22 protein-coding genes and 1 riboswitch are annotated in these 19,088 nt (G+C 65.6%); of the genes, 21 read left to right on the top strand and 1 reads right to left on the bottom strand.

Going from position 1 to position 19,088, the window contains the following annotated elements; translation table 11 throughout:
* The first annotated feature begins 36 nt into the window (after nucleotides 1–36).
* From B5G34_RS09305 to raiA, 21 genes are all read left to right on the top strand, one after another.
* Entirely contained in the window at nucleotides 37–558 is a 522-nt protein-coding gene (locus B5G34_RS09305; protein WP_087336376.1) for a bifunctional adenosylcobinamide kinase/adenosylcobinamide-phosphate guanylyltransferase, read from the top strand.
* Nucleotides 555–1,322, top strand: a complete 768-nt coding sequence (locus B5G34_RS09300) for an adenosylcobinamide-GDP ribazoletransferase (RefSeq protein WP_204245935.1) — start codon at nucleotides 555–557, stop codon at nucleotides 1,320–1,322. Before B5G34_RS09305 ends, B5G34_RS09300 begins: the two co-directional genes overlap by 4 nt.
* Nucleotides 1,319–1,675, top strand: coding sequence for a bifunctional adenosylcobinamide kinase/adenosylcobinamide-phosphate guanylyltransferase (locus tag B5G34_RS09295; RefSeq protein WP_087336374.1), 357 nt, complete (start codon nucleotides 1,319–1,321; stop codon nucleotides 1,673–1,675). The genes B5G34_RS09300 and B5G34_RS09295 overlap by 4 nt, the downstream gene beginning before the upstream one ends.
* Nucleotides 1,666–2,259, top strand: a complete 594-nt coding sequence (locus B5G34_RS09290) for a histidine phosphatase family protein (RefSeq protein ID WP_087336372.1) — start codon at nucleotides 1,666–1,668, stop codon at nucleotides 2,257–2,259. The genes B5G34_RS09295 and B5G34_RS09290 overlap by 10 nt, the downstream gene beginning before the upstream one ends.
* Nucleotides 2,256–3,233 carry an adenosylcobinamide-phosphate synthase CbiB gene (cbiB, locus tag B5G34_RS09285; protein WP_087336370.1) on the top strand — a complete coding sequence of 326 codons (978 nt, stop codon included), beginning with the start codon at nucleotides 2,256–2,258 and terminating at the stop codon, nucleotides 3,231–3,233. Before B5G34_RS09290 ends, cbiB begins: the two co-directional genes overlap by 4 nt.
* Before the next feature lie 14 nt (nucleotides 3,234–3,247).
* The gene (cobD, locus tag B5G34_RS09280) at nucleotides 3,248–4,303 is read left to right on the top strand and encodes a threonine-phosphate decarboxylase CobD (RefSeq protein ID WP_087336368.1); all 1,056 of its coding nucleotides are present in this window, start codon (nucleotides 3,248–3,250) and stop codon (nucleotides 4,301–4,303) included.
* Nucleotides 4,303–5,799, top strand: a complete 1,497-nt coding sequence (locus tag B5G34_RS09275) for a cobyric acid synthase (protein ID WP_087336366.1) — start codon at nucleotides 4,303–4,305, stop codon at nucleotides 5,797–5,799. Before cobD ends, B5G34_RS09275 begins: the two co-directional genes overlap by 1 nt.
* Nucleotides 5,800–5,802: 3 nt before the next feature.
* Nucleotides 5,803–6,450 carry a precorrin-8X methylmutase gene (locus B5G34_RS09270; RefSeq protein ID WP_087336364.1) on the top strand — a complete coding sequence of 216 codons (648 nt, stop codon included), beginning with the start codon at nucleotides 5,803–5,805 and terminating at the stop codon, nucleotides 6,448–6,450.
* Nucleotides 6,451–6,455: 5 nt separating this feature from the next.
* Nucleotides 6,456–7,241: a sirohydrochlorin cobaltochelatase gene (locus B5G34_RS09265; protein WP_162609457.1), complete on the top strand. Its 786-nt coding sequence runs from the start codon at nucleotides 6,456–6,458 to the stop codon at nucleotides 7,239–7,241.
* A riboswitch (cobalamin riboswitch) is annotated at nucleotides 7,217–7,413 on the top strand. Its footprint overlaps the gene before it by 25 nt.
* A 32-nt stretch (nucleotides 7,414–7,445) precedes the next feature.
* Nucleotides 7,446–8,165: an energy-coupling factor ABC transporter permease gene (locus tag B5G34_RS09260; RefSeq protein ID WP_087336362.1), complete on the top strand. Its 720-nt coding sequence runs from the start codon at nucleotides 7,446–7,448 to the stop codon at nucleotides 8,163–8,165.
* Nucleotides 8,166–8,178: 13 nt separating this feature from the next.
* On the top strand, nucleotides 8,179–8,475 hold the full coding sequence (locus B5G34_RS09255) for an energy-coupling factor ABC transporter substrate-binding protein (RefSeq protein WP_087336361.1): 297 nt from the start codon (nucleotides 8,179–8,181) through the stop codon (nucleotides 8,473–8,475).
* 2 nt (nucleotides 8,476–8,477) lie between these two features.
* Entirely contained in the window at nucleotides 8,478–9,257 is a 780-nt protein-coding gene (gene cbiQ, locus B5G34_RS09250; protein ID WP_087336359.1) for a cobalt ECF transporter T component CbiQ, read from the top strand.
* Entirely contained in the window at nucleotides 9,254–10,102 is an 849-nt protein-coding gene (locus tag B5G34_RS09245) for an ATP-binding cassette domain-containing protein (protein ID WP_087336357.1), read from the top strand. The genes cbiQ and B5G34_RS09245 overlap by 4 nt, the downstream gene beginning before the upstream one ends.
* Nucleotides 10,099–10,791 (top strand): precorrin-2 C(20)-methyltransferase, encoded by a 693-nt coding sequence (gene cobI, locus B5G34_RS09240; RefSeq protein WP_087336355.1) that lies wholly within the window; start codon nucleotides 10,099–10,101, stop codon nucleotides 10,789–10,791. The genes B5G34_RS09245 and cobI overlap by 4 nt, the downstream gene beginning before the upstream one ends.
* Nucleotides 10,788–12,434 (top strand): NAD(P)-dependent oxidoreductase, encoded by a 1,647-nt coding sequence (locus B5G34_RS09235; protein ID WP_242956947.1) that lies wholly within the window; start codon nucleotides 10,788–10,790, stop codon nucleotides 12,432–12,434. The genes cobI and B5G34_RS09235 overlap by 4 nt, the downstream gene beginning before the upstream one ends.
* Entirely contained in the window at nucleotides 12,431–13,321 is an 891-nt protein-coding gene (hemC, locus tag B5G34_RS09230; protein ID WP_087336353.1) for a hydroxymethylbilane synthase, read from the top strand. The genes B5G34_RS09235 and hemC overlap by 4 nt, the downstream gene beginning before the upstream one ends.
* Nucleotides 13,306–14,790, top strand: coding sequence for a uroporphyrinogen-III C-methyltransferase (gene cobA / locus B5G34_RS09225; protein WP_087336351.1), 1,485 nt, complete (start codon nucleotides 13,306–13,308; stop codon nucleotides 14,788–14,790). Before hemC ends, cobA begins: the two co-directional genes overlap by 16 nt.
* 1 nt (nucleotide 14,791) lies before the next feature.
* Complete coding sequence (gene hemB, locus B5G34_RS09220; protein ID WP_087336349.1) at nucleotides 14,792–15,775, top strand: porphobilinogen synthase; 984 nt, start codon at nucleotides 14,792–14,794, stop codon at nucleotides 15,773–15,775.
* Nucleotides 15,775–17,055: a glutamate-1-semialdehyde 2,1-aminomutase gene (gene hemL, locus B5G34_RS09215; RefSeq protein WP_087336347.1), complete on the top strand. Its 1,281-nt coding sequence runs from the start codon at nucleotides 15,775–15,777 to the stop codon at nucleotides 17,053–17,055. Before hemB ends, hemL begins: the two co-directional genes overlap by 1 nt.
* A gap of 97 nt (nucleotides 17,056–17,152) precedes the next feature.
* On the top strand, nucleotides 17,153–17,560 hold the full coding sequence (locus B5G34_RS09210; RefSeq protein WP_087336345.1) for a DUF134 domain-containing protein: 408 nt from the start codon (nucleotides 17,153–17,155) through the stop codon (nucleotides 17,558–17,560).
* 97 nt (nucleotides 17,561–17,657) lie between these two features.
* The gene (gene raiA, locus B5G34_RS09205) at nucleotides 17,658–18,203 is read left to right on the top strand and encodes a ribosome-associated translation inhibitor RaiA (RefSeq protein WP_087336343.1); all 546 of its coding nucleotides are present in this window, start codon (nucleotides 17,658–17,660) and stop codon (nucleotides 18,201–18,203) included.
* A gap of 50 nt (nucleotides 18,204–18,253) precedes the next feature.
* Here the strand turns inward: raiA and B5G34_RS09200 are convergent, their stop codons facing one another.
* The gene (locus B5G34_RS09200; protein WP_087336341.1) at nucleotides 18,254–19,081 is read right to left on the bottom strand and encodes a hypothetical protein; all 828 of its coding nucleotides are present in this window, start codon (nucleotides 19,079–19,081) and stop codon (nucleotides 18,254–18,256) included.
* Nucleotides 19,082–19,088: the final 7 nt, after the last annotated feature.

The following is a 19,088-nucleotide window of genomic DNA, read 5'->3' as shown; positions in this document are numbered from 1 at the left end:
GTGCCCATACCCGCCCGTTTGAAGGGAGGAATCACCATGTTGATCCTGGTTTCCGGCGGCTCGGCCAGCGGGAAGTCGGAGTTTGCCGAATCTCTGGTGACCTCCTCCGGTCTGGAAAGACGGATCTATCTGGCCACCATGCAGGTGTGGGACGACGAGAGCGTCCGCCGGGTGGAGCGCCACCGGCAGATGCGCTCCGGCAAGGGTTTTGAGACGGTGGAGTGTCCCACCGGTCTGGCAGACGCCCCTCTGCCTCCCGGCTGCACCGTGCTGCTGGAGGATCTGTCCAACCTGTGCGCCAACGAGTATTTTTCCCCCGACGGAACGGATGGCACCCTGGACCGGGTGCTCTCCGGCATCCGCCGGGCGGCGGACCGGGCGGAGCTGCTGGTGGTGGTCACCAACGAGCTCTTCTCCGACGGTATGGACTACGACAGAGTTACTCTGGACTACCTGTCGGTGCTGGGGGAACTGAACCGCCGGACGGCCGCCCTGGCGGACCAGGTCTACGAAGTGGTGTGCGGTATCCCGGTGGCGTGGAAAGGAGAGCGTGTGTGAAAAGTCTTATCATTGCCTTTGCCATGTACTCCAAGGTGCCCATGCCCCGGGTGGACTGGGAAAAGAAGGCCCTGTCCTGGGCCCTGTGCTTTTTCCCCATGGTAGGAGTGGTCATCGGGGCGGTGCTGTACGGCTGGATGGCCCTGGTACGGTACCTGGGCTTCGGCCCCCTCTTCTTTGCAGCCTTCGCCCTGCTCATCCCCATCGCCCTCAGCGGCGGCATCCACCTGGACGGCTTCTGCGATACCTGCGACGCTCTGTCCTCCCACCAGACCAGGGAGCGCAAGCTGGAGATTTTGAAGGACTCCCACACCGGAGCCTTCGCCATCATCTGCTGCGGGCTCTACCTGCTGGTGTTCTTCGCCTGCTGGAGTGAGGTGGCGGCAGTGGGCCGGGCCGCCCTGGTGCTGGCTTTAGGGCCGGTGCTCTCCCGCAGCCTGTCCGGCCTCTTTGCCGTCACTCTGCCCAACGCCCGGGGCACCGGCCTGCTGGCTACCTTTACGGAGCCTATGGACACCGTGCGGGCCCGGGGCATTTTGGTGATCTGGGTGGTGGTCTGCGCCGCCGCCCTGCTGTGGCTGGACCTGTGGACCGGCGGGGCCGCCCTGCTGGGGGCGGGACTGGCCTGCCTCTACTACCGGCTCATGAGCGCCCGGCAGTTTGGGGGCGTCACCGGCGATCTGGCCGGCTTCTTCCTCCAGACCTGCGAGCTGGCCATGGTGCTGATGGTGGCGGTGGTCCAGAAAATTGAGGTGTTGGTATGATTCTGATCATCGGCGGCGCGGGCCAGGGCAAGCTGGACTACGTGCTGCATAAAACCGGATATACCCCCGACCAGGTGGCCCATACCCCGGAGGAGGCCAAAACCAAACCGGTCTTTGACGGGCTGGAGCAGTGGCCGGACCTGGACGAGGAGGAACTGCTGACCGCCAACCCGGATATCATCCTCATCTGCGATGAGGTGGGGTGCGGCGTGGTGCCGGTGGACCGGGACCAGCGGGCCTGGCGGGAGGATGTGGGGCGGCTGTGCTGCCGCCTGGCCCGTCGGGCGGAGCGGGTGGAGCGCATCTTCTGCGGCCTGCCCATGACCCTGAAAGGAGACAAACCATGGAACTGATCCTCATCCGGCACGGAACCACCCAGGGCAACCTGGAGAAGCGCTTTGTGGGCACCCTGGACGTGCCTCTGGCCCCTCAGGGGGAGGAGCTGGCCCGCAAAGTAAGCCCCACCCTGCCGGCGGTGGAGCATATCTACCGCTCCCCCCTGATGCGGTGCCGCCAGACGGCGGAGCTTCTCTGGCCGGGGGTGGAGATGACGGTCATCGAAGAACTGCGGGAGAGCGACTTCGGCCCCTTTGAGGGGAAAAACCACGAAGAGCTGAAGGACGACCCCCTGTATCAGGCCTGGATCGGCCAGGGCGACCGGCTGAACTTTGCCGCCATGCCGGTAGGGGAGACCGCCCAGCAGGTGGTGGACCGGGTGTCCATGGGTCTCGGGAAGCTGGCGAAGGATGCCGCCGCCCACGGCTTTGTGCGGGTGGGTGTGGTATCCCACGGCGGGGCGCTGATGGGCCTGCTGTCCAAGTACGGCCGCCCGGAGCGGGAGTATTACGGCTGGATGTGCCCCAACTGCGGAGGCTTCCGCATGGCCCTGGACCCGGATACCCTGGAACTGACGGTGCTGGAGGAGTACAAGGGATGAGTTGGTGGATCAGTCATCTGGCGGCGCTGCTCATCGGCTTCTGCCTGGACCTGCTGCTGGGGGACCCCCACTGGGCCCCCCATCCGGTACGGGCCATCGGCGCTCTGATCGCTGCCCTGGAGAAGGTGCTGCGGCGCATCTTCCCAAAATCCCACGGGGGAGAGCTGGCGGGGGGCGTGGTGCTGGTGCTTCTCACCCTGTTCATTCCCACCGCTCTGACAGCCCTGCTGCTGTGGGCCTGCTGGCAGGTCAGCCCTTGGCTGGCCCTGGCGGTGGAAAGTGTGGTGAGCTACCAGCTGCTGGCCACCAAGTCTCTGGCCGCCGAGAGCCGGAAGGTGTACGACGCCCTGAAAACCGGGGACCTGGACAAGGCCCGGTACGCCGTCTCCATGATCGTGGGCCGGGATACCGACCGGCTGGACGAGGCGGGCGTGACCAAGGCTACCGTGGAAACGGTGGCGGAGAACGCCTCCGACGGCGTCATCGCTCCCCTCATTTTCCTGGCCATCGGCGGCGCGCCCCTGGGTATGTTCTATAAGGCGGCCAACACCATGGACTCCATGGTGGGTTATAAAAATGACAAGTATCTCTACTTTGGCCGGGCGGCGGCCAAGTGGGACGATGTGCTGAACTTCATCCCCGCCCGCCTTTCCGGAGTGCTCATGTGCCTGGGGGCCGCGGCGGCGGGGTATGACGGGAAGAACGCCTGGCGCATTTTCCTGCGGGACCGGAAGAAGCACAAGTCCCCCAATTCCGCCCACACCGAGGCGGCCTGTGCCGGTGCCCTCCAGCTCCGGCTGGCGGGACCCAACTGGTACTTCGGTAAGCTGGTGGAGAAGCCCTATATCGGGGACGACCAGCGGCCCGCCGAGCCTCTGGATATCCTGCGCTCGGGCCGGGTCTTATACGCCACCGCCTTTTTCGCCCTGCTGCTCTTCTGCGGGGTACCCCTGCTGATTTTGTTGTTTCCGTGAAAAGGAGCGTTGTTATGCCAGTCTACACCCACGGCGGCGACATTCTCACCGCCCAGGCCGCCTACGGCGGGGAGGTCCTGGACTTTTCCGCCAACCTGAACCCCCTGGGGATGCCTGCCCCGGTGGCGGAGGCGGCCCGGCAGGCGGCGGACCAGTCGGCCTGCTACCCGGACCCCCTGTGCCGGGACCTGCGGCGGGCCATCGCCGCCCACGACGGGGTGGGGGAGGAGCAGGTGGTGTGCGGCAACGGAGCCGCCGACCTGATCTTTCGGCTGGCCTTCGCCCTGAAACCCAGGAAAGCCCTGGTCACCGCCCCCACCTTCTCCGAGTATGAAGAGGCCCTCACCTGTATGGGATGTGAGATGGTCCGCTACGCCCTGGATCAGAGCAGGAATTTTGACCTGGATGCTGGCTTTGTGGACGCCATCGGACCGGACATCGACCTGGTGTTCCTGTGTACCCCCAATAATCCCACAGGGCGGCTCATTGACGGAGACCTGCTGGAGGCGGTGCTGGACCGGTGCGGCGCGGTGGGCGCGGTGCTGGCGGTGGACGAGTGCTTCCTGCCTCTGGCCACCGGCGGGCCGGGGCTGGCACCCCGGCTCAAAGACTACCCCAATCTGGTGCTGCTGCGGGCCTTCACCAAGAGCTATGCCATGGCAGGGCTGCGGCTAGGCTACTGCCTGACCGCCAACCAGGGACTGCGGGAGCAGCTGGGCAAATTTGCCCAGCCCTGGAGCGTGTCCACCCCCGCCCAGGCGGCGGGCGTGGCCGCCCTCACCAGCTGCCCCCACTGGGCGGCGGAGGGGCGGGCCATGGTGGAATCCACCCGGACCGGACTGGCTGCGGGGCTGGAGGCCGCGGGCTGTACCGTCATCCCCGGGCAGGCCAATTATCTCCTGTTCCGGCTGCCCGGCGTGGCAAATTTGAAAGAAAAGCTGCTGGAGCGGGGGGTGCTCATCCGCTCCTGCGCCAACTACCACGGACTGGGCCCCGACTGGTACCGGGTGTGCGTCCGGGGCGAGGCAGAAAACCGGCGGCTGCTGGCCGCCCTCAGCGAGGTGCAGTGATGGCAAAGGCAATTATGATCCAGGGCACCGCCTCCAACGCCGGCAAGTCTCTGCTGGCGGCGGGGCTGTGCCGCATCTTCAAACAGGACGGCTACAAGGTGGCCCCCTTCAAGTCCCAGAACATGGCCCTCAACTCCGCCATCACCCCCGACGGGCTGGAGATGGGCCGTGCCCAGGTCATGCAGGCCGAGGCGGCGGGGGTAGCTCCCGACGTGCGGATGAACCCCATCCTCCTGAAGCCCACCAGCGACGTGGGCTCCCAGGTCATCGTCAACGGCATTCCCCGGGGTACTATGAAGGCGGGAAATTACTTTCAGTATAAGAAAAACCTGATCCCCGACGTGATGGAGGCCTATTCCTCCCTGGCTGAGGAGTATGATATCATCGTCATCGAGGGGGCGGGCAGCCCGGCGGAGATCAATCTGAAGGAGGACGATCTGGTCAATATGGGCATGGCCCGCATGGCCAAAGCCCCCGTGCTGCTGTGCGGCGACATCGACCGGGGAGGCGTGTTTGCTTCCCTCTACGGCACGGTGAAGCTGCTGGACCCTGACGAGCAGGACCTGATAAAGGGCCTCATCATCAACAAGTTCCGGGGAGACGTGGAAATTCTCCGGCCGGGCCTTGCCCAGCTGGAGGAGCTGGCGGGCAAGCCGGTACTGGGCGTGGTACCCATGCTGGAGGTGGACGTGGACGACGAGGACTCCCTGTCTGCCCGTCTGTCCAAATCCGGTAAAGTGGGCCTGGTGGATATTGCCGTCATCCGCCTGCCCCGGCTGAGTAACTTTACCGACTTCAACCCCCTGGAGCGGATGGAGGAGGTCTCCCTCCGCTATGTGGGGAGCGTGGGGGAGCTGGGCCACCCCGACCTCATCATTCTGCCCGGCACCAAGAACACCATGGACGACCTGCGCTGGCTGCGGCAGAGCGGCCTGGAGGGGGCCATCCTGAAGCACGCCGCCAAGGGCGGCGCGGTGGTGGGCATCTGCGGCGGCTATCAGATGCTGGGCAACACAGTCTCCGACCCCGACGGGGTGGAGGGGGGCGGCACCCTGGCGGGGCTGGGCCTGCTGCCCGCCGAGACCGTGTTCCAGGGGGAGAAGACCCGCACCCGGGTGACCGGTACCTTCGCCCAGGCCGAAGGTATCTTTGCCCCCCTGGCGGGGGTGGCCTTTGAGGGCTATGAGATCCACATGGGCAGAACGGAGAGCGCCGCCGCCCCCCTGGTGCAGTTTGCCACCCAGACCGGGGAGGAACACACCGACGGCCTCAGTAACCGCAACGTGTGGGGCTGCTACGTCCACGGCATTTTTGACAAGGCCGGCGTGGCTGAGGCCCTGGTGAATGCCCTGATGAAGGCCAAGGGCCTGGAGGGCCAGGCCGCCAGCGTGGACTGGCAGGAGTATGCCCAGCGGCAGTATGACAAGCTGGCCGACGGCCTGCGGGCCAGTCTGGACATGGAGCGGATCTACCGCATCCTGAACGGGGAGGAATGACCCATGAAAAAAGTGGAATTACAGCGGGTGGCTCCCGCTGACATTGAGGCCAGAAGTATGGAGATCATCGGCCAGGAGCTGGGTGAGCGGGTATTTCCCGCCGACCAGCTGCCCATTATCAAGCGGGCCATCCACACCAGCGCCGACTTTGATTACGCCGACAACCTGGTGTTCTCTTCCGACGCGGTGGCGGCGGGCATCGCCGCCATCAAGGGGGGCTGTACCATCGTCACCGATACCCAGATGGCCTTCTCCGGCGTCAATAAGAAGGTGCTGGAGAAGTTCGGCGGGAAAGCGGTGTGCTTTATGTCCGATCCGGACGTGGCCGCTGAGGCCAAGGCCCGGGGGGAGACCCGGGCCACCGTGTCCATGGAGCGGGCTGCCCAGCTGGAGGGACCCCTGGTGTTTGCCATCGGCAACGCCCCCACCGCTCTGGTCCGGATCTGTGAATTGATAGACGAGGGCAGGCTCGCTCCCGCCTTGGTCATCGGCGTGCCGGTGGGCTTCGTCAACGTGGTGGAGAGCAAGGAGCTGCTCCTCACCATGGATACCCCCCACATCGTGGCCCGGGGCCGCAAGGGGGGCAGCAACATTGCCGCCGCCATCTGCAACGCCTTGCTCTATCAGGCCAGCAACAACGTACGGGAGTGAAGGAAATGAACACACAAGCCCTTCTGGCGGTGTCCTTCGGCACCAGCCACCGGGACACCCTGGAAAAGACCATCGCCGCCATTGAGCACGCCCTGGCCGCCGCCTTTCCGGAGCGCACCCTGCGCCGGGCCTTCACCAGCGGCATGATCCTGCGCAAGCTGGAAAAAGAGGGCACCCACATCGACGACGTGCCTGCCGCCCTAGAGAAGCTGGCGGAGGAGGGCTATACCGACGTGCTGGTCCAGCCCACCCACATCATGAACGGCGACGAGTACGACAAGATGATGGACCTGGCCACCCCCTTTGAGGGCCGGTTTGAAAAGCTGACCTTCGGCCGCCCCCTGCTTACCGAGACGGGGGACTATCTGGACGCGGTACAGGCTCTGCTCCACGACCTGCCGGAGGCGGAGGCGGGCAAGGCCATCCTCTACATGGGCCACGGCACCGAGCACTTTGCCAACTCCTGTTATGCCCTGCTGGAGTATGTGTTCCACGACCTGGGCCGGAAGGACGTGGTCATCGGCACCGTGGAGGGCTACCCCGGCTTTGGGGAGGCGGTGCGCCGCATCCGGGAGCTGGGCGCCGCAAAGGTGGAGCTGCGGCCCCTGATGATCGTGGCGGGGGACCACGCCAAAAACGATCTGGCGGGGGAGGAGGAGAACTCCTGGAAGTCCCTGCTGGAGCAGAAGGGCTACGCCGTCAGCTGCGTGCTCCAGGGTCTGGGGGAGTTCCCCAGCATCCAGGCCCTCTTCGTCAAGCACGCCGGAGAGGCAAAACAACTCCAGGCGTAAGCCTGTTTGCATAGAGAGGGCCGGGAAAAGGGAAGCCGGGTGGAAATCCCGCGCAGTCCCGCTGCCGTAAGAGAAGAGCCGCCGGGCACCATGTCACTGGGGTCACCTGGGAAGACGCGCGGCGGCAGAGAGACTCAAGCCGGAAAACCTTGCCCGGCCCGACAATCCAACCACCTACGAGTGATAGGAAAGGATGAAACGAGTATGAGAAATCTGACTGCCAACAAAACCGTCCGCGCCGCGGCGGTGCTGGTGGGGCTGCTGGGTCTGATGACCATGAGCGCCTCCGCCATGCACATCGCCGAGGGCATGCTGCCCATGCCTTGGGCCATCGGCTGGGGGGCTGTGTGTGTCCCCTTCCTGGTGGCCGGCTTCTTCTCCATTAAGAAGAAGATCGATCAGGCCCCCCGGGCCAAGATCCTGCTGGCCATGTGCGGCGCCTTCGCCTTTGTGCTCTCCGCCCTCAAGATCCCCTCGGTGTCCGGCTCCTGCTCCCACCCCACCGGTGTGGGCCTGGGCGCCATCCTGTTCGGGCCCCTGGTGATGACGGTGCTGGGCCTCATCGTGCTGCTCTTCCAGGCCCTGCTGCTGGCCCACGGCGGCCTCACCACCCTGGGCGCCAACACCTTCTCCATGGCCATCGCCGGACCCATCGTGTCCTGGCTGGTCTACAAGCTGCTGCGGAAGGCCAAGGCCCCCGCCGCTGTGGCGGTGTTCGCCGCGGCCGCGCTGGGTGACCTGTTCACCTATGTGGTCACCTCCCTCCAGCTGACGGTGGTCAACGGCGGCCTGGTGAAATTCCTCACTATTTTCGCCGTTACCCAGATCCCTCTGGCCATTGCCGAGGGCCTGCTGACGGTGGTGATCTTCAACGTGCTGGAGAAGTACAGCAAGACCGAGCTTCATGAGCTGCAGGTGCTGTAAGGAGGGGACGGATATGAAAGTTTGGCAGAAAAATTTGATTTTGATCCTTCTGGTGGTGCTCATCGCCGCCGTACCCCTGTGGCTGCTGCCCAATGCGGAGTTCGGCGGGGCGGACGGCCAGGCCGAGGAGGCCATCATGGAGCTCAACCCCGACTATGAGCCCTGGTTCCAGCCCATTCTGGAGCCTGCCAGCGGGGAAGTGGAGTCCCTGCTCTTTGCCCTCCAGGCCGCCATCGGCGCGGGGGTGGTAGGCTTCATCCTGGGCCGCATCACCAAGAAGCCGGACGGAAAAGAGAAAGGAACGAACTGACCATGGGCACCGACCGCTACGCCTACCAGTCCCGCCTGCGGCGGGTGTCCCCCATGCCCAAGCTGCTGCTGACGGCGGTGACGCTGGTGGTGTGCCTGTGCTGCAGCAGCGTGGCGGTGGGCCTTGCCACCCTGGTTTTGATGGGGGTGCTCATTACCGCCCTGGGGGGCCTGTCCCCCAGGGTGTACCTCCATTTTCTCAAGGTCCCTCTGGTATTCCTGGTCATCGGCTGCATCACCATCGTGGCGGGCTCCTACCGTGCCGGGACGGAGATGGTGGCCGCCCTGCCGGTGGGGGAGAGGCTGTGGGGCTTTACCGCCGACGGGCTGTATCTGGGCGCCCAGATCTTCTGCAAGGCTATGGGTACCATCGGATGCATGTATTTTCTGGCCCTGAATACCCCGGTCACGGATTTGACCATGGCCCTGGAAAAGCTCCATGTGCCCCGGCTGCTGGTGGAGCTGATGGAGCTCATCTACCGCTTCATCTTCGTGCTGGCCGAGACCGCCGAGCACATCCATACCGCCCAGGATTCCCGGCTGGGCTATCAGGGCTTCCGCCGGTCGGTGTCCTCCCTGGGGATGCTGGCCTCCATGGTGTTCCTGCGCTCCTGGCGGAAGGCTGAGCGCATCTATACCGCCCTGGAGTCCCGGGGCTATACCGGCAGCCTTACCACGTTGGCCGACCAATACCGGCCGGGGTGGGGGCTGCTCCCCCTCACCGCCCTGGCGGCGGCGGGGCAGATCGCCATTTGGTTTGTGGAAGGGAGGCTGCTGCCGTGAAGGCCATCCAGGCAGAAGATCTGTGTTATACCTATGAGGACGGCACCGTGGCCCTGGACCACATCACCTTCGGGGCGGAACAGGGTAAGGTCACCGGCATTCTGGGGGCCAACGGGGCGGGCAAATCCACCCTGTTCCTCAGTCTCAACGGAGTGCTCACCCCCAAAAGCGGTCGGGTGACCCTGGCAGGTCAGCCGGTGCGCTATGACAAAAAGGGTCTGCTGGAGCTGCGCCGCCGGGTGGGCATCGTGTTCCAGGACCCGGACGACCAGCTCTTCTCCGCCGATGTGTACCGGGATGTGTCCTTCGGCGGGGTGAACCTGGGCCTGCCCGCCGAGGAGGTCCGCCGCCGGGTGGAGGCCGCCCTGGAGCGCACCGGCGTGTCCCACCTGCGGGACAAACCCACCCATGCCCTGTCCTACGGACAGAAGAAGCGGGTGGCCATCGCCGGTGTGCTGGTGATGGAGCCGGAGGTGCTCATTCTGGACGAGCCAACCGCCGGTCTGGACCCCCAGGGAGTCAGCGACATCATGAAGCTGCTCACCCGCCTGCGAGATGAGCTGGGCATGACGGTGCTCATCGCCACCCACGATATGGACATCGTGCCCTTGTACTGTGACTACGCCTACCTGCTGGGGGGCGGCAAGGTTCTGCTGGAGGGAACGCCGGAGACCCTCTTTGCCGACCCGGCGGCCCTGCGGGCCAATCATCTCCGTCTGCCCCGCATCGCCCACCTGATGGAGGTGCTGCGGGACGTGGACGGACTGGACGCCGACCGGTCCGCCGCCACCATCGGGGCGGCCCGGCGGGAGATCCTGCGCATGCTGAAGGAGGAAAACCAATGAGAGGAATGCTGTACGGCGTGGGGGTTGGCCCCGGCGATCCGGAGCTCATCACCAAAAAGGCCGAGCGTATTATCCGCCAGTCGGCGGTGCTGGCTGTGCCCGACGCGGGCCGGGGGGAGAAGACCGCCCTCAACATCGTGGGGGAGCTGGCCCAGGGCAAGGAGCTGCTGAGCTGCGAGGCCCCCATGGTGCGGGACCATGCCGCCCTGGACGCGGCCTATGAGCGCAACGCCGACCTGGTGTGCGCCGCCCTGGATGCAGGCAAGGACGTGGCCTTCATCACCCTGGGGGACCCCACGGTGTACTCCACCTACCTCTACCTCCATAAGAAGATTCTGGAGCGGGGCTATGAGGCCGAGATCATTCCCGGCGTGCCCTCCTTCTGCGCGGTGGCCGCCAAGCTGAACATGGCCCTGTGCGAGAAGAGCGAGCGGCTGCTCATTGTCCCCGCCTCCCATAAGGACGTGTCCGACTGCCTGGACCTGGACGCCAACCTGGTGTTTATGAAAGCGGGCAAGGAGATCGGGGCCCTGAAAACCACCCTGGCCGATCACGGCCTGCTGGACAAGGCCAGCCTGGTGGCCAACTGCGGCATGGAGGGGGAGCTGGTGTGTCCCCGCTTTGCCGAGCTGGAGGAGGGCAGCGGCTACTTCTCGGTGGTGCTGGTGAAAAAGGGGGAACAGGCGTGAATCTCATCATGACCGGCCTGGACTGGCACAAGGCCCCCATCGACCTGCGGGAGGGCTTGTCCTTCACCCGCAACCAGGTGCTGGAGCTGGACCGCCGTCTGGCCCGCCGGGAAGGGGTGGAGGGCTGCGTGCTGCTGTCCACCTGCAACCGGACCGAGCTCTACCTCTCCTGTGCGGAGGGGCCTCTCCCCGATCCTGGTCGGCTGCTGTGCGCCGAGGCCGGGGTGGACCACGCTCCCTTTGAGGCCGCCTTTGTCACCCGGACGGGGGAGGAGGCAGCCCGCCACCTGATGGAGGTGGCCGGGGGACTGCGCTCCCAGATCTGGGGGGAGGATCAGATCGTCACCCAGGTCAAGGGAGCCGCCGCCGCCGCCCGTGAGGCGGGGACGGCGGACGGTGTGCTGGAGACCCTCTTCCGTAATGCCGCCGCCGCCGGCAAGGAGATCAAGACCAGGGTGCGCTTCATCGGGGTGCCCCGGTCGGCGGCCCGGTCCGCCGTGGGCCGGCTGGAGGCCCATCTGGGCGGCCTGAAGGGCCGCAAGGCCCTGGTCATCGGCAACGGGGAGATGGGCCGGCTGTCGGCATCCCTCCTCCACGAGGCGGCGTGCGCCGTCACCATCACCCTGCGCAGCTATCACCACGGGGAGACCGTGGTGCCCGCCGGCTGCGCCGTCACCCCCTATGAGGAGCGCTACAAGGCCATGGAGGATATGGACCTGGTGCTCTCCGCCACCACCAGCCCCCACTACACCGTGACGGCCTGGGAGCTGGCGGAGCTGTCCCATCCGCCCAGGGTGCTGGCCGACCTGGCCATCCCCCGGGATATCGAGCCCCAGGTGGCCACCCTGCCCGGCTTCACCCTCTACAATGTGGACGACCTGGGGGTGGACGCCAGCCGGGAGATTCCACCGGAGGCGGCAGAAATTGTGGAAAAGTATCTGGACCGGCTGAGCCAGTGGGAGAATTACCGCTCCTGCCTGCCCGGCCTGGAGCGGGTGAAGCAGGCGGTGGCCGCCCGGGTGCTGTCCACCGACCTGGAGGGCCCGGAGGCCCGGGAACTGGTGGAGCTGGCAGTGAGCCGGGCGGTGGACCTGCTGTCCGGCGGGCTGAAAGACAACCTGACCCCGGAGGACCTGGAGCGGTGCGCCGCCAAGATCGAGGTGCACACCGCCGCCCGGCCCCGGTGGAGCCTGCCGCCGGAAAAGCACTTCCGTTTTCCACTTTTCATCGACCTGGTGGGGAAAACTGCCGTGGTTATCGGCGGCGGCGTGGTGGCCTGCCGCCGGGCGGAGGTACTTTCCCGCTTCGGGGCGGAGGTCAAAGTCATCGCCCCCAGGTGTAAACCCCTGGACGGGCGCATACAGTGGGAGGGTCGGCCCTATGCCCCCGGCGATCTGGCGGGAGCCGCCATTGCGGTGGCCGCTACCGACGACCGCGCCGTCAACCGCGCCGTGGGGGAGGAGGCCCGGGCTCTGGGCATCCCGGTAAGCGTGGCCGACGCCCCCGACGAGTGCACCTTCTTTTTCCCCGCCGTCTGCACCGGGGACAACATTGTGGCCGGCGTGGCCGGGCGGGGAGATGACCACGCCCGCACCGCCCGGGCCGCCAAGGCCATCCGGGCCGTACTGGAGGGATTGGAATGAAGACCATACGGGTGGGCAGCCGGGAGAGCAAGCTGGCTGTCATCCAGTCGGAGCTGGTGATGGGGGCCATCCGCACCCATCAATCGGATATTACGCTGGAGCTGGTGACCATGAAGACCACCGGCGACAAGATCCTGGACCGCACCCTGGACAAGATCGGCGGCAAGGGCCTCTTCGTCAAGGAGCTGGACGCCGCCCTGCTGGACGGGCGGGTGGATCTGACGGTACACAGCTGCAAGGACCTGCCCATGGAGGAGAATCCGGCCATCCCCCTGGCGGGCTTCTCCCAGCGGGAGGACCCCCGGGACGTGCTGGTGCTCCCTGAGGGGGTCACCGAACTGGACCCCACCAAGCCCATCGGCTGCGCCTCCGCCCGGCGGACGGTGCAGCTGAAAGCCCTGTTCCCCCACATGGAGGTGGCTCCGGTGCGGGGCAATGTGCTCACCCGGCTGCGCAAGCTGGACGAGGGCCAGTATTCCGCCCTGGTGCTGGCCGCCGCCGGTCTGAAGCGGCTGGGGCTGGAGGGGCGCATCACCCGGTATTTTACCGTGGAGGAGATGATCCCCGCCGCCGGTCAGGGCATTATGGCCCTCCAGACCCGGGCCGGGGAGGACCTGAGCTATCTTACCGGCGTGGTGGATGAGGAGGGGACCCTGTGCGCCCGGGCCGAGCGGGCCTTTGTTCGCAAGCTGGACGGGGGCTGCTCCTCCCCTATTGCCGCCCACGCCGTACTGGAGGGGGAGAACATTACCCTCACCGGCCTCTATGTGGACGAGGCCGGTCAGGTGTTCCGGGACAAGATCTCCGGACCCAGAGAACGGGGCACCGCGCTGGCGGAGCAGCTGGCCAATTCCATGAAGGAGGGACATCCATGCCTGGTAAAGTGACATTGGTGGGGGCAGGCCCCGGTGACCCCGGCCTGCTGACCCGAAAGGGGCTGGAGGCCCTCCAGAAGGCGGAGGTGGTGGTGTATGACCGGCTGGTCAGCCCCGCCATTCTGGCCATGATGCCCGAGAAGGCCGAGCACATCGACGTGGGCAAGCAGGCCTCCCGCCACCCGGTGCCCCAGGACCAGATCAATCAGATCCTGCTGGACAAGGCCCTGGAGGGCAAAAATGTGGTGCGCCTCAAGGGAGGCGACCCCTTCCTCTTCGGTCGGGGCGGCGAGGAGCTGGAGCTGCTGGCCCAGCACGGTGTCTCCTTTGAGGAGGTGCCCGGCATCACCTCTGCCATTTCCGCCCCCGCCTACGGGGGTATCCCGGTGACCCACCGGGACTGCTGCTCCTCCCTGCACATCGTCACCGGTCATCAGCGGGCGGGGAAGGAGCTGGACATCGACTTTGAGGCCCTGGTGCGAACCCGCGGTACCCTGGTCTTTTTGATGGGCGTGTCCGCCCTGCCCCAGATCTGCACAGGGCTGCTGGAGGCGGGCATGGAGCCGGATATGCCTGCCGCCGTGGTGGAGCGGGGGACCACCCCCGCCCAGCGGCGCATCTCCGCCACCCTGGGCACCCTGCCCGCCGTGGCGGAGGAGGCCAGGGTGGAGAGCCCCGCCGTCATCGTGGTGGGCAAGGTGTGCGCCCTGGCGGAGGATTTTGACTGGTTCGACAAGCTGCCTCTGAAGGGCAAGCGGGTGGTGGTCACCCGGCCCAGGGAGCGCTCTGGCACCCTGTCCGCCCGGCTGCGGGCGCTGGGGGCCGATGTATGGGAATATCCCTGTATCGCCACCCTCCCTCTGGACCCCTGTCCCGGTGTGGACAAGGCCATGGAGGAGCTTTCCGGCTATGAGTGGCTGGCCCTCACCAGCCCCGCCGGGGTGGAGGCCCTGTGGAAGTGGCTGGAGGACCACGGCAGGGATGCCCGTGCCCTGGGGACGGTGAAGCTGGCCGCCATCGGCCCCGGTACCGCCAAGGCGTTGGCGGCCCACGGGCTGCGGGCCGACTATGTGCCGGAGGTGTATGACGCTGCCCATCTGGGAGAGGGCCTGCCCGCCACGGGCAAGGTGCTGGCCCTCCGGGCGGAGGAGGGCTCTCCCGCCTTGACAGAGGCGCTGGCAAGGCGTAACATTGCCTGTGACGATGTGGCCAGCTACCGCACGGTGTACGACAACCCCCGCTCTCAGGAGCTGCGGGAGGCGGTGGAGGGGACGGAGGGCCTGCTGGTGACCTTCACCTCTGCTTCCACCGTGAAGGGCTTTGTCTCCTCCGTGGGGGAGGACGCCGACTTCTCCCGTATGGTGGGTATGTGCATCGGGGCCCAGACCGCCGCCGAAGCCAGGAAGTACAGCATTCCCGTGCGGGTGGCCCGGGAGGCCACCATGGATGCGCTGGTGGAATTGATAACAGAAGGTGTTTGATATGGAACTGATCCAACGGCCCCGCCGCCTGCGGGGCAACGACGCGGTGCGCCGCCTGTGCCGGGAGACCCGCATGTCCCCCGACAGCCTGATCTACCCCATCTTTGTGGACGAGACCCTTCAGGGGGTACGTCCCATCGAGGCTCTGCCGGGACAGAACCACTACGGCCTGGACAGCGTGTGCCAGGCGGTGGAGGAGTGCCTGGCTGCCGGAGTGAATCACTGCATTCTCTTCGGCCTGCCCGCCCACAAGGACGCCATCGGCTCCTCCGCCTGGGACGAGCACGGCGTGGTCCAGGAGGCCATCCGTGCCATCAAGGCAAAGTACCCCGACTTCTATGTGATCACCGACGTGTGCATGTGCGAGTACACCGACCACGGCCACTGCGGCATCCTCTGCGGCCATGAGGTGGACAACGACCAGACCCTGGAGGTGCTGGCCAAGACCGCCCTGTCCCACGTCCAGGCCGGGGCCGACATGGTGGCCCCCTCCGACATGATGGACGGCCGGGTGGCTGCCATCCGGGCCATCCTGGACCAGCACGGCTACACCGCCACCCCCATCATGGCCTACTCCGCCAAGTATGCCTCCGCCTTCTACGGCCCCTTCCGGTCGGCGGCGGGCTCCGCCCCCTCCTTCGGGGACCGGAAGGGCTACCAGATGGACCCCCACAACCGGAAGGAGGCCCTGAAGGAGTGCGCCCTGGACATTGAGGAGGGTGCCGATATCATCATGGTCAAGCCCGCCCTCAGCTATCTGGACGTGATCCGGGAGTGCTCCGATGCCTACGACCTGCCCATGTGCGCCTACTCCGTGTCCGGTGAGTACGCCATGATCAAGGCCACGGCGGCGGCGGGCCTTATCGACGAGTACCGCATTATGTGTGAGTCCGCCCTGTCCGTCTTCCGGGCGGGGGCCAATATGCTCATTACCTACTACGCCAAGGAACTGGCTCAGGCCATCCAGAAAGGGGATATCGGCTGATGGGACGCTCAGAGGAACTGTTTGAGCAGGCGGTACAGGTGCTGCCCGGCGGGGTCAACTCCCCGGTGCGTGCCTACCGGGCGGTGGGCATGGCCCCTCGCTTCATCACCCGGGCAGACGGCCCCTACATCTGGGACGAGGACGGAAAGAAGTATATCGACTACGTCTGCTCCTGGGGCCCCATGATCCTGGGCCACAACCACCCGGTGATCCGGGAGGCGGTGGAGAAGGCCGTGAAAGACGGCCTGTCCTTCGGCGCGCCTACCCGCCGGGAGGTGGAGATCGCCCGGCTGATGATCGACCTGGTGCCCAACATCGAGATGGTGCGTATGGTCAACTCGGGCACCGAGGCGGTCATGTCCGCCGTCCGGCTGGCCCGGGGGGCCACCGGCCGGGATAAGATCATCAAGTTTGAGGGCTGCTACCACGGCCACTCCGACTGCCTGCTGGTGAATGCCGGCTCCTCCGCCCTGGCGGGGGGGCATCCCTCCTCCGCCGGTGTGCCAGAGGACATTGTCAAGCATACCCTCACCGCCCAGTTCAACGACCTCCACTCGGTGGAGGAGCTGCTGGACGCCTGGCCCGGCCAGATTGCCTGCATCATCGTGGAGCCGGTGGCCGCCAACATGGGCGTAGTGGGTCCCGCCCCCGGCTTCCTGGAGGGCCTGCGGAAGCTGTGCGACAAGAGCGGCGCCCTGCTCATCTTTGACGAGGTCATCACCGGCTTCCGGCTGGCCCTGGGCGGCGCCCAGGAGTATTTCGGCGTGAAGGCCGACCTGGTCACCTTTGGCAAGATCATCGGCGGCGGTATGCCGGTGGGGGCCTACTGCGGCAGCCGTGCCCTCATGGAGCAGGTGGCCCCCTGTGGCCCGGTGTATCAGGCGGGTACCCTCAGCGGCAACCCGGTGGCCATGGCCGCCGGTCTGGCCCAGCTCAACTATCTGAAGGAGCACCCGGAGGTCTATACCGACATCGCATCCAAGGGTGAGAAGCTGGCCGGCGGCCTGCGGGCAGCCATCGCCAAAACCGGCGCGCCGGTAGTGGTCAACCAGATCGGCTCCCTGCTGGCCCCCTTCTTTACCCCCACCGCCGTGTCCACCTTCGTGGACGCCAAGGGCAGCGACGTGGGCAAGTACGCCCGCTACTTCCAGGGGATGCTGGAGCGGGGCGTGGCCCTGGCTCCCGCCCAGTTTGAGGCCATGTTTGTCTCCGCCGCCCACGGGGAGGAGGAGCTCCAGGCTACTCTGGCCGCTGCGGAAGCGGTATTTGCCGAGCTGTAAGTACAAAGCCGCTGCATCAGCAGCGGCTTTGTTTTTTGGACGGTTGACAGATACCGGGAATCTGCTACACTGAGAGCAGGAACAGGAGGGAAGACCCATGCCAAGACCGAAAAAATGCCGCCGCATCTGCGCCCTGCCCCGGCACAGCAGCTTTGGCCCCCTGGAGGGAGCGGCGGACGGGACGGTGGAGATGGCGGTGGAGGAGTATGAGTCCATCCGCCTGATGGATCTGCTGGGATGTACCCAGGAGGAGTGCGCCGCCCAGATGGGGGTGGCCCGGTCCACGGTGCAGCAGGTGTATGACACTGCCCGGAAAAAGCTGGCTCTGGCCCTGGTGGAAGGGCGGCGGCTTCACATCTCCGGCGGCGATTACGTCCTGTGTCCCCAGGGGGAGGTCTGCCCGGGACGCAGCTGTGCCAAGCGGGACTGCGGCAGGGGACGCTGCGGCTGCGGCTCATGTTCCGGTAAAGACGATGGGCAAAATTCACAAAAGATTTTGAAATAAGTTGTGACAATCTGCGTACGACGTGGTATAATTAAGACAGGGAACCGGACCCGCCGGGACCCAATCCCTCCTCGGAGGGTGGAAGGAGTTGAAAACGATGAAGTTCGTATTCACAGACAAGAAGATCAATCTGCCCAACAAGGTCCATGCCTATGCCGAGAAAAAGGTGGGCAAGTTAGACCGTTATTTTAAGGCGGATGCGGAGGCCGCCATCGTCTTCAGCGTGGAAAAGGACCGCAACAATGTGGAGCTGACCATCCGCTCCGGCGGTACCATCATCCGTGTGGCTGAGAGCACCTCCGATATGTTTGCCACCATCGACGCGGCAGTCTCCTCTGTAGAGCGCCAGCTGCGCAAGAATAAGAGCCGTCTGGAGAAGCGCCTGCGTCAGGACGCCTTCTCCCGCAGCGTGGATGCGGAGGAGATCTCCTCCTTTGTTCCTGACACCGACGAAGAGGAGTTCAAGATCGTCCGCACCAAGCGCTTCCCCATCAAGCCCATGACGGTGGACGAGGCGGTGCTCCAGATGAATCTGGTGGACCACACCTTCTTTGCCTTCAAGGATGTGGACCAGGACGGCCGCTTTGCCGTGGTGTATAAGCGCAACGACGGCGGCTACGGTCTGATTGTGGACCAGGAGTAATCCAAACATAAAAAAGGGAGCGGCTCTCGCCGCTCCCTTTTTTACGTGTTTTATTCCAGCGGGGTAAAGGCGCCGGTGACTCCGTCTACATAGTAGGTGCCGGTGTCGGTGAGAAAACGCCATACCGGGGTGAGCTGGACCTGCCGGGTGGTGCTGCTGGAGGTCAGGTAGCCGGCGGTCATGTCGTCGATGCGGCTGCACACATAGCCGCCCTCGTTGATCCCGGCCAGGAACTGGACCAGAATGGTGGTGGTGGACAGCAGCTTGGTGTTGGACGACTCCGATACCGTGCCATCCAGCCGCTGGCCCTCCACCCGAACCAGATCCTCTCCCTGCCAGTAGAAAATGACCGGACAGGAGAAAAGGGGGCTGTCCTCCCAGCTCTGGCAGTAGGTGACCACGGCGTCTGAGCCGCTCATCTCCAGATCCTCCAGCGTTCCCGTAATGCCCATGGTCTGCAAACACTCCCGGCTTGCAGCCTCATAATCCTGACCGCTCTTCAGGGTGCGGACGCCGGGCTGAAGGAAGATGGTAAAGCTGCCGTTCATGGAGAATTCTGCGGTGCCGCCGGGGCCGGTATAGCGGGGGCGCACCTCGCTCTCCCCCTGGAGGGTGACCTCACCCAGCAGGGCGGCGGCCACAGCGGCCTCATTGTCCCGGTCCCGGGTCACAGTCACCAGGGGAAGGGACAGGTCCTCCGGCACTTCATCCAGCCCAAAGGTGATGCCGCCTTTCTCCAGCACCTGCTGAACGGCCTCCAGGGTCTCCTCCCGATAGCGGTGGTCCCGGTTTTCCTGGCTGCCTACCAGCAGCAGGAGGATCACGTTGACACATACCAGCATCAGCAGGATCACGTTTTTCAGCTTTGACCATTCCATAGGAACC

The organism is Flavonifractor sp. An82, assembly GCF_002159265.1.
Taxonomy (GTDB): domain Bacteria; phylum Bacillota; class Clostridia; order Oscillospirales; family Oscillospiraceae; genus Flavonifractor.
The sequence above is the reverse complement of the archived record's forward strand: the minus strand, read 5'-3'. Positions and strand labels throughout refer to the sequence as shown.

Coding starts and splice junctions, on each gene's coding strand:
- B5G34_RS09305 (WP_087336376.1), top strand. CDS start 37: ATGTTGATCCTGGTTTCCGGCGGCTCGGCCAGCGGGAAGTCGGAGTTT.
- B5G34_RS09295 (WP_087336374.1), top strand. CDS start 1,319: ATGATTCTGATCATCGGCGGCGCGGGCCAGGGCAAGCTGGACTACGTG.
- B5G34_RS09290 (WP_087336372.1), top strand. CDS start 1,666: ATGGAACTGATCCTCATCCGGCACGGAACCACCCAGGGCAACCTGGAG.
- cbiB (WP_087336370.1), top strand. CDS start 2,256: ATGAGTTGGTGGATCAGTCATCTGGCGGCGCTGCTCATCGGCTTCTGC.
- cobD (WP_087336368.1), top strand. CDS start 3,248: ATGCCAGTCTACACCCACGGCGGCGACATTCTCACCGCCCAGGCCGCC.
- B5G34_RS09275 (WP_087336366.1), top strand. CDS start 4,303: ATGGCAAAGGCAATTATGATCCAGGGCACCGCCTCCAACGCCGGCAAG.
- B5G34_RS09270 (WP_087336364.1), top strand. CDS start 5,803: ATGAAAAAAGTGGAATTACAGCGGGTGGCTCCCGCTGACATTGAGGCC.
- B5G34_RS09265 (WP_162609457.1), top strand. CDS start 6,456: ATGAACACACAAGCCCTTCTGGCGGTGTCCTTCGGCACCAGCCACCGG.
- B5G34_RS09260 (WP_087336362.1), top strand. CDS start 7,446: ATGAGAAATCTGACTGCCAACAAAACCGTCCGCGCCGCGGCGGTGCTG.
- B5G34_RS09255 (WP_087336361.1), top strand. CDS start 8,179: ATGAAAGTTTGGCAGAAAAATTTGATTTTGATCCTTCTGGTGGTGCTC.
- cbiQ (WP_087336359.1), top strand. CDS start 8,478: ATGGGCACCGACCGCTACGCCTACCAGTCCCGCCTGCGGCGGGTGTCC.
- cobI (WP_087336355.1), top strand. CDS start 10,099: ATGAGAGGAATGCTGTACGGCGTGGGGGTTGGCCCCGGCGATCCGGAG.
- hemC (WP_087336353.1), top strand. CDS start 12,431: ATGAAGACCATACGGGTGGGCAGCCGGGAGAGCAAGCTGGCTGTCATC.
- cobA (WP_087336351.1), top strand. CDS start 13,306: ATGCCTGGTAAAGTGACATTGGTGGGGGCAGGCCCCGGTGACCCCGGC.
- hemB (WP_087336349.1), top strand. CDS start 14,792: ATGGAACTGATCCAACGGCCCCGCCGCCTGCGGGGCAACGACGCGGTG.
- hemL (WP_087336347.1), top strand. CDS start 15,775: ATGGGACGCTCAGAGGAACTGTTTGAGCAGGCGGTACAGGTGCTGCCC.
- B5G34_RS09210 (WP_087336345.1), top strand. CDS start 17,153: ATGCCAAGACCGAAAAAATGCCGCCGCATCTGCGCCCTGCCCCGGCAC.
- raiA (WP_087336343.1), top strand. CDS start 17,658: ATGAAGTTCGTATTCACAGACAAGAAGATCAATCTGCCCAACAAGGTC.
- B5G34_RS09200 (WP_087336341.1), bottom strand. CDS start 19,081: ATGGAATGGTCAAAGCTGAAAAACGTGATCCTGCTGATGCTGGTATGT.